15 protein-coding genes and 2 tRNA genes are annotated in these 14692 nt (G+C 68.4%); 13 read left to right on the forward strand and 4 right to left on the reverse strand.

Features of this window, described 5'->3' with window-relative positions:
• The first annotated feature begins 58 nt into the window (after positions 1–58).
• The 7 genes from topA (at position 59) to AB0E56_RS08350 (ending at position 7644) form a co-directional block, all read left to right on the forward strand.
• Complete coding sequence (topA, locus tag AB0E56_RS08320; RefSeq protein WP_359798111.1) at positions 59–2920, forward strand: type I DNA topoisomerase; 2862 nt, start codon at positions 59–61, stop codon at positions 2918–2920.
• Entirely contained in the window at positions 2917–3546 is a 630-nt protein-coding gene (gene tmk / locus AB0E56_RS08325) for a dTMP kinase (RefSeq protein ID WP_359798113.1), read from the forward strand. The genes topA and tmk overlap by 4 nt, the downstream gene beginning before the upstream one ends.
• Before the next feature lie 69 nt (positions 3547–3615).
• Positions 3616–4773 carry a DNA polymerase III subunit delta' gene (locus AB0E56_RS08330; protein WP_359798114.1) on the forward strand — a complete coding sequence of 386 codons (1158 nt, stop codon included), beginning with the start codon at positions 3616–3618 and terminating at the stop codon, positions 4771–4773.
• Positions 4770–6323, forward strand: a complete 1554-nt coding sequence (locus AB0E56_RS08335; RefSeq protein ID WP_359798115.1) for an alpha/beta hydrolase — start codon at positions 4770–4772, stop codon at positions 6321–6323. Before AB0E56_RS08330 ends, AB0E56_RS08335 begins: the two co-directional genes overlap by 4 nt.
• Positions 6324–6392: 69 nt before the next feature.
• Positions 6393–6465 (forward strand) — tRNA-Thr (locus AB0E56_RS08340).
• A 67-nt stretch (positions 6466–6532) separates the two neighbouring features.
• Positions 6533–7114 (forward strand): isochorismatase family protein, encoded by a 582-nt coding sequence (locus AB0E56_RS08345; RefSeq protein WP_359798117.1) that lies wholly within the window; start codon positions 6533–6535, stop codon positions 7112–7114.
• Positions 7111–7644, forward strand: coding sequence for a DUF1697 domain-containing protein (locus AB0E56_RS08350; RefSeq protein WP_359798119.1), 534 nt, complete (start codon positions 7111–7113; stop codon positions 7642–7644). The genes AB0E56_RS08345 and AB0E56_RS08350 overlap by 4 nt, the downstream gene beginning before the upstream one ends.
• A gap of 65 nt (positions 7645–7709) precedes the next feature.
• Here AB0E56_RS08350 and AB0E56_RS08355 read toward each other — a convergent pair whose 3' ends face one another.
• Positions 7710–7925: a hypothetical protein gene (locus tag AB0E56_RS08355; RefSeq protein ID WP_359798121.1), complete on the reverse strand. Its 216-nt coding sequence runs from the start codon at positions 7923–7925 to the stop codon at positions 7710–7712.
• 25 nt (positions 7926–7950) lie between these two features.
• On the opposite strand from AB0E56_RS08355, the gene AB0E56_RS08360 reads away from it, so the two are divergent.
• The gene (locus tag AB0E56_RS08360; RefSeq protein WP_359798123.1) at positions 7951–8466 is read left to right on the forward strand and encodes a CGNR zinc finger domain-containing protein; all 516 of its coding nucleotides are present in this window, start codon (positions 7951–7953) and stop codon (positions 8464–8466) included.
• A gap of 21 nt (positions 8467–8487) precedes the next feature.
• Here the strand turns inward: AB0E56_RS08360 and AB0E56_RS08365 are convergent, their stop codons facing one another.
• Positions 8488–9033, reverse strand: coding sequence for a type 1 glutamine amidotransferase domain-containing protein (locus tag AB0E56_RS08365; protein ID WP_359798125.1), 546 nt, complete (start codon positions 9031–9033; stop codon positions 8488–8490).
• Positions 9034–9205: 172 nt separating this feature from the next.
• Here AB0E56_RS08365 and AB0E56_RS08370 point away from each other — a divergent pair, with 172 nt between their 5' ends.
• Positions 9206–9664 carry a hypothetical protein gene (locus AB0E56_RS08370; RefSeq protein ID WP_359798127.1) on the forward strand — a complete coding sequence of 153 codons (459 nt, stop codon included), beginning with the start codon at positions 9206–9208 and terminating at the stop codon, positions 9662–9664.
• 28 nt (positions 9665–9692) lie between these two features.
• Here the strand turns inward: AB0E56_RS08370 and AB0E56_RS08375 are convergent.
• Both AB0E56_RS08375 and AB0E56_RS08380 read right to left on the reverse strand, forming a co-directional pair.
• A tRNA-Lys gene (locus AB0E56_RS08375) sits at positions 9693–9765 on the reverse strand.
• Positions 9766–9901: 136 nt separating this feature from the next.
• The gene (locus AB0E56_RS08380) at positions 9902–10561 is read right to left on the reverse strand and encodes a fasciclin domain-containing protein (protein ID WP_359798128.1); all 660 of its coding nucleotides are present in this window, start codon (positions 10559–10561) and stop codon (positions 9902–9904) included.
• Between the two features lie 164 nt (positions 10562–10725).
• Here AB0E56_RS08380 and AB0E56_RS08385 point away from each other — a divergent pair, with 164 nt between their 5' ends.
• From AB0E56_RS08385 to AB0E56_RS08400, 4 genes are read left to right on the forward strand one after another with little or no spacing between them, the layout of a single operon-like run.
• Positions 10726–12438 carry a cytochrome c biogenesis protein DipZ gene (locus AB0E56_RS08385; protein WP_359798129.1) on the forward strand — a complete coding sequence of 571 codons (1713 nt, stop codon included), beginning with the start codon at positions 10726–10728 and terminating at the stop codon, positions 12436–12438.
• Between the two features lie 31 nt (positions 12439–12469).
• Entirely contained in the window at positions 12470–13069 is a 600-nt protein-coding gene (gene sigK / locus AB0E56_RS08390; protein ID WP_359798131.1) for an ECF RNA polymerase sigma factor SigK, read from the forward strand.
• Positions 13066–13893 (forward strand): anti-sigma factor, encoded by an 828-nt coding sequence (locus AB0E56_RS08395; protein ID WP_359798132.1) that lies wholly within the window; start codon positions 13066–13068, stop codon positions 13891–13893. Before sigK ends, AB0E56_RS08395 begins: the two co-directional genes overlap by 4 nt.
• Before the next feature lie 29 nt (positions 13894–13922).
• Positions 13923–14552 carry a DNA-directed RNA polymerase subunit beta gene (locus AB0E56_RS08400; RefSeq protein ID WP_359798133.1) on the forward strand — a complete coding sequence of 210 codons (630 nt, stop codon included), beginning with the start codon at positions 13923–13925 and terminating at the stop codon, positions 14550–14552.
• Positions 14553–14692: the final 140 nt, after the last annotated feature.

A 14692-nucleotide genomic window follows, 5' to 3' on the forward strand; every position in this document is an offset into this window, starting at 1 on the left:
CACTGTGAACAACCCCACACAGTGGTGTGTATGGTGTGCTTCGAAGAAAGGACGCCCCTTGGCTGAAGGCAAGAAGCTCGTCATCGTCGAGTCCCCGACGAAGATGCGGTCTATTCAGGGATACCTCGGCGACGGCTACGAGGTGCTCAGCTCCGTCGGCCACATCCGCGATCTCGCCGACAAGAAGGACATCCCCGCCGACGACAAGCAGGCGTACGGGAAGTACTCGATCGACATCGAGAACGGCTTCGACCCCTACTACGTCGTCTCCGACCGCAAGACCAAGACCGTGGCTGAACTCAAGCGCGCGCTCAAGAGTGCGGACGAACTCCTGCTCGCCACTGATGAGGACCGCGAGGGGGAGGCGATCGCGTGGCATCTGCTCGAGACGCTCAAGCCCAAGGTCCCCGTCAAGCGCATGGTCTTCCACGAGATCACCAAGGACGCGATCCAGGCTGCCGTGGGCAACACCCGCGAGCTCGACCACGACCTGGTCGATGCCCAGGAGACCCGCCGCATCCTCGACCGCCTCTACGGCTGGGACGTGTCGCCCGTGCTCTGGTACAAGGTCAAGACCGGCATCTCCGCCGGACGCGTGCAGTCCGCGGCGACCCGGCTCATCGTCGATCGTGAGCGCGAGCGCATGGCGTTCACGTCGGCGGAGTACTGGGACGTCGACGCCGCAGCGGCGGCGACGGGCACCTCGTTCAAGATCCGACTCGTCCGCGTCGACGGTGGTCAGCTCGCCCGTGGAACCGACTTCGACGACGACGGGAAGCTCAAGAAGGCCGTCGTCATCCTCGACGAGGCAGCGGCCACCGCGCTCGCCGAAGCCATCGACGCCGTCGGCGCAGGCACCGTCACCAAGGTCGAGGCCAAACCGGGGACCCGCAGCCCGTACGCGCCGTTCACGACATCCACGATGCAGCAGGAGGCCGGACGCAAGCTCTCCATGGGGGCCAAGCAGGCGATGGGCGTCGCCCAGCGGCTGTATGAGAAGGGGTACATCACTTATATGCGTACCGACTCCACGTCGCTGAGCACCCAGGCGGTGCAGGCGGCGCGGAGCCAGGCGGTGGCCCTCTACGGCGACGCAGCAGTGCCGCTGAAGCCGCGCGTCTACAAGTCGAAGAGCAAGAACGCGCAGGAGGCACACGAGGCGATACGCCCCTCCGGCGACACCTTCCGCACACCGGCCTCTCTGGCGTCCGAGCTCGATCGTGATGAGCAGCGCCTCTACGACCTCATCTGGAAGCGCACGGTCGCCAGCCAGATGTCCGACGCGAAGTACGAGACCACCACGGTGACGATCGCCGTCGACGCCGCCGGGAAGAAGGCGGAGTTCACCGCCTCGGGAACCGTGTACACCTTCAAGGGCTTCCTCGAGGCGTACGAAGAGGGTCGAGACGAGAAGCGCAGCGACGCCGATGCTGCCGAGAACCAGTCGCTCCCGGCCGTGGCCGTCGGCGACGAACTCGTGGTGTCGGATGCCGAGGCCAAGGGCCACCGCACCACGCCGAAGCCGCGATACACCGAGGCGTCACTCGTGAAGGTGCTCGAGGAGAAGGGCATCGGCCGTCCATCGACCTTCGCCTCGATCCCCGAGACCATCCTCGACCGCGGATATGCGGTCAAGCGCGGTCAGGCCCTCGTGCCGACCTGGCTCGCATTCAGCGTGGTCCGACTGCTCGAGGAGCACTTCGCCGAGCTCGTGGACTACGACTTCACGGCAGCGCTCGAAGACGACCTCGACACGATCGCGCGCGGTGAGCAGAACCGCGTCGAATGGCTCAAGTCGTTCTACTTCGGCTCGGACTCCCACGTCGGACTCCGCCAGGTCGTCGACAACCTCGGCGAGATCGACGCCCGTGCGCTGAACTCCACGCCGATCACCGAGACGGCCACCCTTCGCTTCGGCAAGTACGGTCCCTACCTCGAGGTCGCCGACCCGGAGAACCCCGAGGCCAAGCCGCGCATCGTCAACGTGCCGGAAGACCTGGCACCCGACGAGCTGACCGCCGAGAAGGCGCAGGAGCTCATCGACGCTCCGGTGGCCGGCGACCGGGTGCTGGGCGAGAACCCCGAGAACGGGAAGATCGTCGTGGTCAAGGACGGTCGGTTCGGACCGTACGTCCAGGAGAACGACCCGGTGTCCGAAGACGCCGCCGTGGACGAGGCGACCGGTGAGGTGGTCGAGGCGCCGAAGCCCAAGCGCGGGGCGAAGAAGAAGGACGCCGCTCCCAAGCCGCGCACGGCCTCACTGTTCCGCTCGATGTCGGTCGACACGATCGAGCTCGACACGGCACTCAAGCTGCTCAGCCTGCCGCGCGTGGTGGGCGTCGACCCGGAGACCGGCGACGAGATCACGGCGCAGAACGGGCGGTTCGGCCCCTACCTCAGGAAGGGGACCGATTCCCGCTCGCTCGAGAACGAGTCGCAGATCTTCGACGTCACGCTCGAGCAGGCGCTGGAGATCTACGCCCAGCCGAAGTACGGGGCAGGGCGGCGCGCGTCCAGCGCACTCGTCGAGTTCGAGGCCGACCCGGTCAGCGGCAAGCCGATCCGAATCCGCGACGGGCGCTTCGGCGCGTACGTCACCGACGGGGAGACGAACGTGACGATCCCGCGCGGGCAGAAGGTCGAAGACATCACGTTCGAGATCGCGGTGCAGATGCTCGCGGACAAGCGGGCGAAGGGTCCGACCCCGAAGCGCGGCGCAGCGAAGAAGGCCCCGGCGAAGAAGGCCCCGGCGAAGAAGGCTGCGACCACGGCAGCCGCGAAGAAGCCCGCGGCCAAGAAGCCCGCCGCCAAGAAGACGACCGCGGCGACATCGGCTGCCCGGTCGGCGGCGGCGAAGAAGGCGGCGGCGACTCGGGCCGCGAACGCTGCGGCGAAGGCCGCAGAGAAGGCGGACTCGTGACCTCTGGTCACGGGGTGTGGATCACGCTCGAGGGCGGAGACGGGTCGGGCAAGACGACGCAGTCGAATCTGCTCGCCGAATGGCTCGAAGGCACCGGTCGCACCGTGGTGCGCACGCGCGAACCCGGCGGTTCCGAGGTCGGACACCTGATCCGCGACATCGTGCTGCATCACCGCGGTGACATCGCGCCGCGCGCGGAGGCGCTGCTGTACGCGGCGGACCGGGCGCACCACGTCGCGACGGTCGTGCGGCCGGCGCTCGACCGCGGCGAGATCGTCCTGCAGGATCGCTACCTCGACTCCTCCGTGGCCTACCAGGGCGCAGGCCGCGTCCTCGATGCGACCGAGATCCGCGAGCTGTCGCTGTGGGCGGCCGAAGGCGCGCTCCCCGATCTGACCCTCCTGCTCGACCTGGACCCCGGTGCTGCTCGTGCGCGGCTCGACTCGGCGGACAAGCCGTTCGACCGGCTGGAGGCCGAGCAGGCGGAGTTCCACGGTCGCGTCCGAGACGCCTACCTCGCGCTCGCCGCGGCGGAACCCGACCGGTTCCTCGTGCTCGACGCCGCCGCCCCGGCGGAAGAGATCGCCGCCCAGATCCGCGGGCGAGTGGCCGCGCTGCTCGGCTGACGGACGGCGACGGACTGCGCTCCGTGGCGCTCGTGCGTGCGCATCGGTGGTCACGATTAGGCTGAGTGCATGCCCCAGACCGTTCCCGCCCCGTTCCCGTGGGCGGATGTGTGGGGCCAGGACGCGGCCGTCGACACGCTCCGGACCGCGGCATCCGATCCTGCAGCGCTCTCGCACGCATGGTTGATCACCGGTCCTCCGGGCTCGGGCCGTTCGACCCTCGCATACGCTTTCGCCGCAGCCCTCATCGCCGATCACCCCGACGATGAGGCCGTGATGCGCCAGGTGCTCGCGGGCACCCACCCCGATGTCACGGCTCTGCGCACCGACAAGGTCATCATCACGATCGCCGAGGCTCGCAGTCTGGTCGAGCGCTCCTACTTCGCGCCGTCGGCCGGTCGCTACCGGGTCATCGTGGTCGAAGATGCCGACCGCATGGTCGAACGCACCTCGAACGTGCTGCTGAAGGCGCTGGAAGAGCCGCCGGAGCAGACGGTGTGGATCCTGTGCGCGCCCAGCGAGGCCGATCTGCTGCCCACGATCCGCTCCCGGGTGCGTTCGCTGCGTCTGCGCGAGCCCGACGTGACCGATGTCGCCCGACTGATCAGTCTGCGCACCGGCGTCGACGAGAGCATCGCGGAGCAGGCAGCTCGCCACGCGCAACGACACATCGGCATGGCGCAGCGACTCGCGACCGACGATTCCGCTCGTCGGCGGCGCGACGAGACCCTGAGGTCGGTCATCGCCGTGCGCGGGGTCGGCGACGCGGTCGAGGTCGCCGGGCGGATCATCCAGGCCGCGACCGAGGATGCGAAGGCCCTCACCGCCGAGCGCGACGCGAACGAGCGGGCCTCTCTCCTGCGCACGATCGGGATCGCCGAGGGGCAGGCGGTGCCTCCGGCATTGCGCACGCAGCTGTCCGCTCTCGAAGACGACCAGAAGAAGCGCGCCACCCGCAGCCTGCGAGACGGCATCGACCGCGTGCTCACCGACCTGCAGTCCCTGTTCCGCGATGTCGTCATGCTCCAGTTCGGGCGCGGCGACGATCTGATCAACAGCGAGCTGCGTTCCGAACTCGAGGGTCTCGCAGACGCCTGGTCGGAGACCCGTACGCTGGTCGTACTTGACCACCTTGCCGAGACGCGGCAGGCGTTGGAGCGCAATGTCGCCCCGCTGCTCGCCCTGGAGAGCTTGCTCGTGACGATCACGAGCGGGAGGAAACCGTGACGAATCGATCGACTTCCCGCTTCCGTCGCGCCGCTGCGGTGATCGCCGGCATCGCCGCTGCGTCCGTCGCGCTCTCCGGGTGCCTGTACGCGATGATCCCCGAGCAGGCGTCTCGTCCGTCGACGACGAGCGCGCCCGACACCGAGGGTGTGTCCGAAGACCTGCTGCCCTTCTACTCGCAGGAACTCGAATGGACGGACTGCGGCCCCGGCTTCGACTGCACGGATGTCACGGCGCCCCTCGACTGGGAGAACCCGAGCGCCGGCGACATCACGCTGTCGGTCGTCCGCCATCGCGCGCAGGGGACTCCGGTCGGTTCGTTGCTGACCAATCCGGGCGGTCCTGGTGCGAGCGGCGTCGACCTCGTGCAGAACAACCTCACGTTCGCGGTCGGCGCTGACCTCATCGAGAACTACGACGTGATCGGGTTCGATCCGCGCGGGGTCGGCGCCTCCACGGCGGTGACCTGCTACGACGCCCCCGAGATGGACGAGTACCTCTACGGAATCCCTGCCGCGGCCCGTGGCACGGCGGAGTGGGAGGCCGAACTCCTCGAGGCGCACAAGGGCTTCGCCGAGGCGTGCGATGCGAACAGCGGCGGCATCCTGCCGTACATCACGACGGTCAACGCCGCTCGCGACATGGACCTGATCCGCGCCGTCCTCGGCGACACGCAGCTGAACTACCTCGGGTACTCCTACGGCACGTTCCTCGGTGCGACCTACGCGAAGCTCTACCCCGAGAAGGCCGGTCGTCTGGTGCTCGACGGTGCGATCGATCCCGCCGTCCCCGGACTCGAAGTGGGTGCCACGCAGGCCCTCGGCTTCGAATCCGCACTGCGGGCGTACATGCAGGACTGCCTCGATTCCGGGGAGTGCCCGTTCAACGGCAGCGTCGACGAAGCGATGACCGATCTCGGGGCGTTGCTGGCGAGTGTCGACCGCACCCCGCTGAAGAACGGCGACGGCCGCCTGATGGGCGCCGACTCCCTGATGACGGGCATCATCGCCGCCCTGTACTCGCAGGACAACTGGGGATACCTCACGCAGGCACTCGACGAGGCGCTCCAGGGCGACCCGGGCTCGGCCTTCTTCCTCGCCGACTTCTACAACGGCCGGGAGGACGGCGTCTACATCGACAACTCCACCGAGGCGTTCCGCGCGTACAACTGCATGGACTACCCGGTGGAGGACGACCCGGCAGCCCAAGCCGCGATCGACGAGAAGATCGCCGAGGGAGCCCCGACCATCGCCCCCTACTGGAGCGGCCCGGACTCGTGCGAGGTGTGGCCGTACCCGCCGACGGGAACACGCGGCGAGATCACCGCCGAGGGCGCTGGTCCCATCCTGGTGATCGGCACGACGAACGACCCGGCCACGCCGTACGAGTGGTCCGAGTCACTCGCCGACCAATTGGAGGAAGGCGTCCTCATCACCCGCGTCGGCGAAGGACACACCGGTTACAACAAGGGCAACGCCTGCGTGGACGACGCCGTCGAGGCCTTCCTGCTCGACGACGTGGTGCCGGAGGACGGCCTCCGCTGCGAGTGAGTGGGGCTCGATTCGCGAGTGGGCGCGAGACAAGGTAATATCGGTGATCGCGCCGCTCACGCGTCGCACGCCGCTTTAGCTCAGTCGGCAGAGCATTTCACTCGTAATGAAAAGGTCGTCAGTTCGATTCTGACAAGCGGCTCCGAAGGCCCCGTGATGCGAAGAACATCACGGGGCCTTTCCCGTCTCGTGCGGCGTACCCTCGAAGCATGAGCAGAGCGCTTCTCGTCGTCGACGTGCAGAACGACTTCACCGAGGGCGGTGCACTCGCCGTCGCGGGAGGTGACGCCGTGGCCGCCGCGATCACGACCTTTCTCGCTGCGCATTCCGGGGAGTATCAGGTGATCATCGCGTCTCGCGACTGGCACGACGCCGCGAGCGACAACGGAGGCCACTTCGCGGACGCACCTGACTTCGTCGACTCCTGGCCTGTGCACTGCGTCGCAGGCACGGACGGCGCCGAGTACGATCCGCTGCTGGTCACCGCGGCCGTGACGCACCACGTCCGCAAGGGGCAGGGCAAGCCGGCGTACTCGATGTTCGAGGGTGAGACGCCGGAGGGGGAGACCGTCGGGGCGATCCTGAGTGCGGCAGGGGTGCTCAGCGCCGACGTGGCCGGCCTCGCGACCGACCACTGCGTCCGGGCATCGGCCCTCGATGCCATCGCGCACGGCGTGCGCGTCCGGGTGCTCACCGACCTGGTCGCGGGCGTCGCCCCGGAGCCCAGCGATGCGGCGCTCGCCGAACTCGTGCACGCCGGCGCAGAGCTGATCGAGAGCACCGACGCGTGACCCGCAGTGTCCTGCTGCTGCGGGCCGTGAACGTCGGTGGACGCAGCAGCGTCCCCATGGCGCGCCTCCGAGAGGTGCTGGAGGCGGAGACCGACCTCGAAGACGTCTCGACCTACATTGCGAGCGGCAACATCATCTGTGCGACGCCTGCTCATCCGGATGCCGCGTGCGCAGCCGTGCGCGCCGCGATCCTCAGCGAGTTCGGCGTCGACACCCCGGTCATCCATCGGACCAACGCGCAGCTGGTCTCGTCCGAGGGCGAGCAGCCGTTCCCGGAAGGGGATGTGAAGTTCGTGCACGCGATGTTCCTCGAGGGGCCTCCGACGCCGGACGCGGTGGAGGTTCTGGAGCAGCGCCTTCTACCGGCGGAGCGCCTCGCTCTGATCGGCGACGACCTGTGGATCGACTACGGGCAGGGTGGCGTGCACTCCACGAAACTCACGAAGACCGTGCTCGATCGTGCTCTCGGCGTCGCGGGGACCGCCCGCAATCTCCGCACGACCCGCCGACTCATCGAGCTGACCGGGTGAACCGGCGCGGTGCGGCGGCGATCGAGGATTCCGCGCAACGGCGAGATCGTGGAGGTCTGAGAGGGTCAGCTGCGCGGGCGTCCGAGGTCAGCGCTCACGGCGACCGGCGGCGTGTGCGGATGCTCCTGCAGGTCGACCCTGCGGGACCCGCACACCCCGCAGCGCACGTAGAGCACGGTGCCGTCGCTCGTGGGATGCCGTGACTCGGTGCGCCACGCGTGCTCGTGGGTCTCGGACGTCAGCGGGACGCGGGGGATCGGAAGCGTGTCGAGGGAGGTCATGCATCCAGCGTGATGTAATGGTCTTATGCATCTCAACCCTTACGGTGAATACGCGGTGCTGCTGGCGGCCTCACTCGCGAACGACTGGCCGACCGACCGCGCCGGGATCGAGCAGCGCACGCTCGAACTGGGCATGACGCAGACCTTCCCGCCCGCCTCCGACGATCATGCGAAGGTCAGGGCGGCCATCGACGACTGGCTCGCGATCGTCGACGAACCCGATCCCGACGCGCGCGCTGCGCTGCTGAACGCCCAACTGGCGACCGCCGCCGCGTACCCGCGACTGACCAACCACGACGGAGAGGGGTGGCACCTGCACTACCGCGACGACGTGCCGTCGCTGCCGTACGTGCTGCGTGCGATCATCAGCCTCGGCACCTCGCTGCACCTGGTCACGCGAGGGATGAGCAGGCTCGGGCGCTGCCAGGCCGCTCCGTGTACGAACGTCGTCGCCGACGTGACCCGGAACGGCCGGCAGCGCTTCTGCTCCGTGCGCTGCGCCAATCGTGCGGCCGTGCGCCGCCACCGTGCGCGCGCCTGAGCGCCCCAGACGGCGACCGCGTCAGGCCGTCTGCCCGGAGTGCTTCCCCTCGCCGATCTCCTCCACGAGCTTCGCGTTGAAGGCGGGCAGGTCGTCGGGAGTCCGGCTGGAGACGAGGCGCTCATCGACGACCACCTCTTCATCGACCCACGTCGCGCCCGCATTGCGGAGATCGGTGGTCAGGCTGGGGTAGCTCGTGAGGGTGCGGCCGTCGACGACCCCTGCCTCGATCAGGATCCAGGCGCCGTGGCAGATGACGCCGACGGGCTTGTGCTGCTCGAAGAACGAGCGGGCCAGCGCGATCGACGGTTCGTCGAGGCGCAGGTGGTCGGCGTTGACGACACCGCCGGGGAGCACGAGCGCGTCGAACTGGTCGGCCGTCGTGTCGGCGGAGAGCAGATCCACGGCCTGCTCATGACCGTTCTTGCCGGTGATCGCGGCCCCTGAGGGAGCGATCAGCGTCGCACTCGCGCCTTCGGCGGTGACCGCATCCCACGGGCTGGTGAGCTCGCTGTCCTCGAAGCCGTCCGTCGCCAGGAATGCCACGCGGCTGCCGGTGAGAGTCATGGATCGTCCTTTCGTCGAGTGTCGTCCGCCTGTTCGGGGACGCGTCGACTCTCTCGTGAGGGGACACGGCGCGAAAGGGGGTGGTCGCTGCGCCGAGGCGGTGATACAGGAGAACCGCGATGCGTCGGAGCGCTCGACCGCGAAACCGGGACCGGGTCGATAGCATCCAGACATGCGTCTTCGTCCTGCCCTCGTCCTTCTGCCGGCGCTCATCCTGCTCGCGGGGTGTGCTCCCGAGCCCGCGCCGAGTCCCACGCCGGCCGAGACCTCGAACTCTCCGTCTCCGTCTCCGTCGTCTTCGCCCTCGTCTTCTGCGACCCCCGACCCGGTCGAGACGGGCGCGCAGTTCACCGGCGCCGAGCTGGTCGCGCTCTGCACGGACAAGACCAAGCCGCTCGCACCGGATGCGACGTACTTCAGCGACATGGCGACGACGGAGTACCTGGGTGAGAAGTCGCTCTGGTTCGTCGTGATCCCGAAGACGCTGGGCGATCAGGACACGGTCGCGGTGTGCGCGATCGGCGGGACTCCGGATGCGCCGGTGTTCGAGCTCGAGGGCGAATCGCTGCCGAGCGGTGTGGCGGAGATCCGCGACGAACTCCTCGCGGGCACGCACGACGGCGAATCCTGAGACGGATGCCGCGAGGCGACCTGTGCGGTGGGCCCCGTGGGGCTCGAACCCACGACCCGCGGATTAAAAGTCCGATGCTCTGCCGACTGAGCTAGAGGCCCCTGCGTCCAGTCTAGTGCGCACGACGAGGGGCCGTCAGCGATCCACGTCCGCTGACGGCCCCATCCCTTCACGAGGGATCCTCCCCCTGCTCCCCGCGAAGGGTGCCTGCCGGGTCCTCCTCCCGGCCATCCCCGCTTACTCAGCCGGGGGCATGAGAACCGTGTCGATCAGGTACACGGTCGCGTTCGCGGTCTGGACTCCACCGCAGACGATGTTGGCGTCGTTGACCATCCACTCGTCACCGCTGCCGGCGACCTCGAGGTCTGCACCCTGAACGGTCGTGTGCATGCCTTCGATGTCGGCCGGCTCGATCTGGCCGGGGACCACGTGGTACGTCAGGATCGAGCTCAGCGTCGCGCTGTCGGTCTTGAGGGCCTCGATGGTGGCAGGGTCGATCTTCGCGAAGGCGTCATCCACCGGCGCGAACACCGTGAACTCGTCGCCGTTGAGCGTGTCGACGAGGTTGACATCCGGGTTGAGCTGGCCGCTCACCGCGGCGACCAGCGTGGTCAGCAGCGGGTTGTTCGATGCGGCGACGGCGACCGGGTCCTGGGACATGCCCTGGATCGATCCGGCGCCGTCCGGCACGGCGTCGGCGTAGGCGGCGCAGCCGGGACCGACGAGGTTCGCCGCCGGGTCCATCTCCATCGGCGTCGACTCCGACGTCTCCGGTGCCTTGGGCTCGGTGGACTCCTCCGTGGTGCTGCCGCTGCCCATCGAACAGGCGGAGAGCAGGAACGCGCTCGCCAGTCCGAGAGTGACTGCTGCGGTGACCTTCTTCTTGGTGCTGAACATGTCGAGCTCCTTCAGAACTGAGCCACGGCCTCTCCGTGGCGTCGAGGGCTGTTCGGAACCCCCTCCGGATCGGATGGGAGAAATCTCAGAAAAGTTGCGGAGTCCCCGGATCCAATCCGTTCACGCCCCCGGAGCGAACAGCCCCTGACAGAAGTGGGGACCTCATGGACCTGATCATCATCGGCCTGCTCGGCGGGCTCATCACCGGCATCTCGCCGTGCATCCTGCCCGTGCTTCCCGTGATCTTCCTCACCGGCGGCGCGCAGTCCGCGAAGTACGACGACGAAGTGGTGCCGGCGCGACGAAGCAGACCGTACTTCGTGATCGCGGGCCTAGTGCTGAGCTTCACGCTCGTGACCCTGGGCGGATCCCTGCTCCTCGGGCTGCTGAATCTGCCGCAGGACATCATCCGATGGGTCGGCATCGCGGTGCTCGTCATCATCGGCGTCGGGCTCATCGTGCCGCGGTTCCAGCACATCCTCGAGCGGCCGTTCCAGCGGTTCGGTCAGCGCGAGGTGAAGAACCGGGGGAGCGGCTTCGGTGTCGGACTCGCCCTCGGCGCGGTCTTCGTGCCGTGTGCTGGTCCGGTGCTGGCAGCCATCATCGTCGCAGGGTCCACCGGGCAGATCGGCATCGGAACCGTGCTGCTCACGGTGTCGTTCGCGATCGGGGTCGCCGTTCCGCTGCTGATCTTCGCGCTGGCCGGTCGCAGCGTGGTGGAGCGCATCCGCTCGTTCCGGTCGAAGGAGCGCGGACTGCGCATCGCGGCTGGCATCGCCATGATCGCGCTCGCCGTCGGTCTGGTGTTCAGCGTGCCGCAGGCTCTGCAGCGGCTGCTGCCCGACTACACGGCACCGCTGCAGGAGCAGATCGCCGATTCCGAGCAGGTGCAGGATGCCCTCGATCTCGGCGGACTCGTGAACGAGGAGAACAAGGACCTCGACAAGTGCACCAACGGCGCCGAGGAACTCGAGTCGTGCGGGACCGCCCCCTCGATCAAGGGCATCCAGGAGTGGCTCAACACCCCGGACGGGGAGGCGCTCGACCTGAAGGACCTGCGCGGCCAGGTGGTGCTCATCGACTTCTGGGCGTACTCGTGCATCAACTGCCAGCGGTCGATCCCGCACGTCGTCGCCTGGGATGAGACCTATCGCGATGCGGGGCTCCAGGTGATCGGCATCCATTCTCCGGAGTACGCGTTCGAGAAGAACCCGGGGAACGTGGCGGCCGGGACCCGTGACTTCGGCATCGAGTATCCCGTCGCCCTCGACAACAACCTGTCGACATGGACCAACTACCGCAACCGGTACTGGCCCGCGCACTACCTGATCGACGCGGAGGGCACCGTCCGGCACATCTCCTTCGGTGAGGGCAACTACGCCGCGACCGAGTCCATGATCCGGGAGCTGCTGGAAGACGCGGATCCCGGGGTGCAGCTGCCGGCGGCCACCGATGTCGAGGATGACACCCCGGATGTGGGTTCGACCACCAGGGAGACGTTCCTCGGCTCCTCGAAGGACGTGAACTACGGCGGCGACGGCGAGTACCGCCGGGGCACGGACACGTACGAGTTCCCGAAGGATCAGCCGGCGGACAGCTTCGCGCTGGACGGCGACTGGACCATCGAGACGCAGTACGCGACGCCGGAGGGGGACGCGGGAGAGATCAGCCTCGAGTATCACGCCGCCGAAGTCCGGATCGTGGTGGCCGGCTCGGGTGACATCGTGGTCCGCCGCGACGACGGCTCGTCCGAGACGGTGACGGTCGAGGGGACTCCGCGGTCGTACGAGCTCGTGAAGCAGGACGACATCGCCGAAGGCACGCTCTCACTCGACGTGCCTCCCGGTGTCGAGGTCTATTCCTTCACGTTCGGGTGACGTCTGCGCGGGAACGGAGAGGAGATACGGCATGCTTGTGGAGATGGTCATCGACGGAATGGACGTCCCGGAGGACGGCGCGACGCAGGATGCTGTCGGCGACCTCCTCGTGCGCGTCGCCGGCGGTGACCAGGCTGCCTTCGCCGATCTCTACGATGCCCTCTCTCCCCGCGCGTTCGGCCTCATCCGCCGCGTCCTGGTGAACCGTGCACAGAGCGAAGAGGTGCTTCAGGAGGTCTTTCTGGAGATCTGGCAATCCGCTTCCCGCTTCGCTCCGAACAGAGGTCAGGGACGAGCATGGGTCATGACGATCGCGCATCGTCGGGCCGTCGACCGGGTGCGGGCTTCGCAGTCGAGCGCCGACCGTGATGTGCGGGCCGGGTTCAAGGACATCGGCGTGGCTCATGACAGCGTCGCAGAGCAGGTGGAATTGGGGATCGAAGGCGAGAAGGTCGTCGGCGCACTCTCGGAGCTTCCTGAGGTGCAGCGCGAAGCGCTCGTCCTGGCGTATTACGGCGGTTACAGTCAGAACGAGATTGCGGCCCTCGTGGGTGCGCCGCTGGGGACCATAAAGACACGGATGCGAGACGGGCTCACCCGACTGCGCACGGCGATGGGGGTGACGGCATGAACGAGAAGGACTTCGCGGAGCTCGCGGCAGGTGCCGCCCTGCACACGCTCTCCGCAGACGACGAGCGACGTTTCCGCGCCGCCCTCATCGAACACCCGGAGTGGCAGGCGATCGTTGACGCGGATGCCGCATCGGCAGGCCTGCTCGCCGAGACCGCGGCGACCGTCGATCCTCCCACGAGCATCCGGTCAGCGCTGCTCGCGCAGATCGCCGTGACGCCGCAGAACGAGGACGCCGGATCGGATGATGCCGGACGGAGCGCCGCCGCCACCCCGGCGCGCACTTCGCCGGACGCGCCGTCCGCCGAGGACGTGCCGTCCGCGGGGCCCGCAGAGGTCGCGCACGACCCGACGCCGGCGAAACCGCGGCGGTGGGTGCGCGCGGTGTTCGCGCTCGCCGCATGCCTAGCCGTCCTCGTCGGGGTGGGTGTCGGCGCGGTCGCCCTGAACGATCAGCTCAACCGCCCTGCGAGCGTCGTGGCGCTGCAGGAGATCGAGGCGGCGGGAGATGCCGAACAGGCCACGGTCGCCCTCGACGACGGGGGAACGGCGACGGCGCACTGGTCGGCCTCGGTCGGCAAGGCCGTGCTGGTTGCAGACGGGATCCCGACACCGGCGGAGGGCGAGACCTACGAGCTCTGGTTCGTGCGCGGTGACGCTCCCGTCTCGGCCGGAGTATTCGACGTCGACGGCGGCGACGCCACGGCGCTTCTCGCGGGCGACATGCAGGCCGGCGACGCCATCGCGGTGACCGTCGAGCAGGCGGGAGGGTCGCCGACCGGGCAGCCCACCACAGACCCGGTGATCGTGATCCCCACGGCCTGAAGGTCGCCGATCGCGCGTACCCTGGAGGGATGCCCGAGCAGCACCATCGCCCTGTGCGTCGACCGACCGCCGCGTTCGAGAACATCGTCGGCGCGCATGATCCCGCCGAGGAGACACGGGTCGCGCACGCCACCGCCTCGGCTCTGCTGACCCGCGTGCGCGCGGACGAGAGCGGAGCGAGCGCAGAACGTCTCGTCGCCTTCACCGCCGAGCACGGCATCGACGAGATCGCCGAGTTGTGGTCGAAGGCGCCGTCGCGCACGCTGCCCGGTGCGCTGTGGCGTCTGTATGTGCTGCAGCTGGCGATCCACGCCGACCCTCGCACCGCGGCACTGCTCTACGACCGAGGGCGGGTCGAGCTACCCTCGGCCGATGTCGTGATCGCGGGTGCCCCGGTGCCGGCGAGTCCCGACGAGCTCGTCGCACTCATCGACACGATTCTGCGCGGGGCGTTCCGCGGCGACTTCGCGGTGGCGCTGGATCGTGCGGGTGCGTTCTGCCGGGTGCAGGCCTCCGGTGCCACGCACACGGCAGACGACTACGAGCAGACCGAACCGGCCCGTGCCAGCGAACTGACCACCCGCGCCCTCCGCCTGAGCAGCTATGCCCAGGACCTGACGGCAGCCGCGGTGCTGTGGCGCATGGGGGCCCTCGCCTGAGGCGTTGCACTGCGGCGCGGAGGCGCAGGACAGAGAAAGACCGGGCCGCAAGAACGCCTCTCGGCGGAAGGCCGCTCGAAGCGGCAAAAAATGGAGCCCGGGGTTATGCGGCCCGGCCGTTCCATTGTAACGCGATGAGG

The sequence above is a fragment of the Microbacterium sp. NPDC028030 genome, from assembly GCF_040637855.1.
GTDB lineage: Bacteria > Actinomycetota > Actinomycetes > Actinomycetales > Microbacteriaceae > Microbacterium.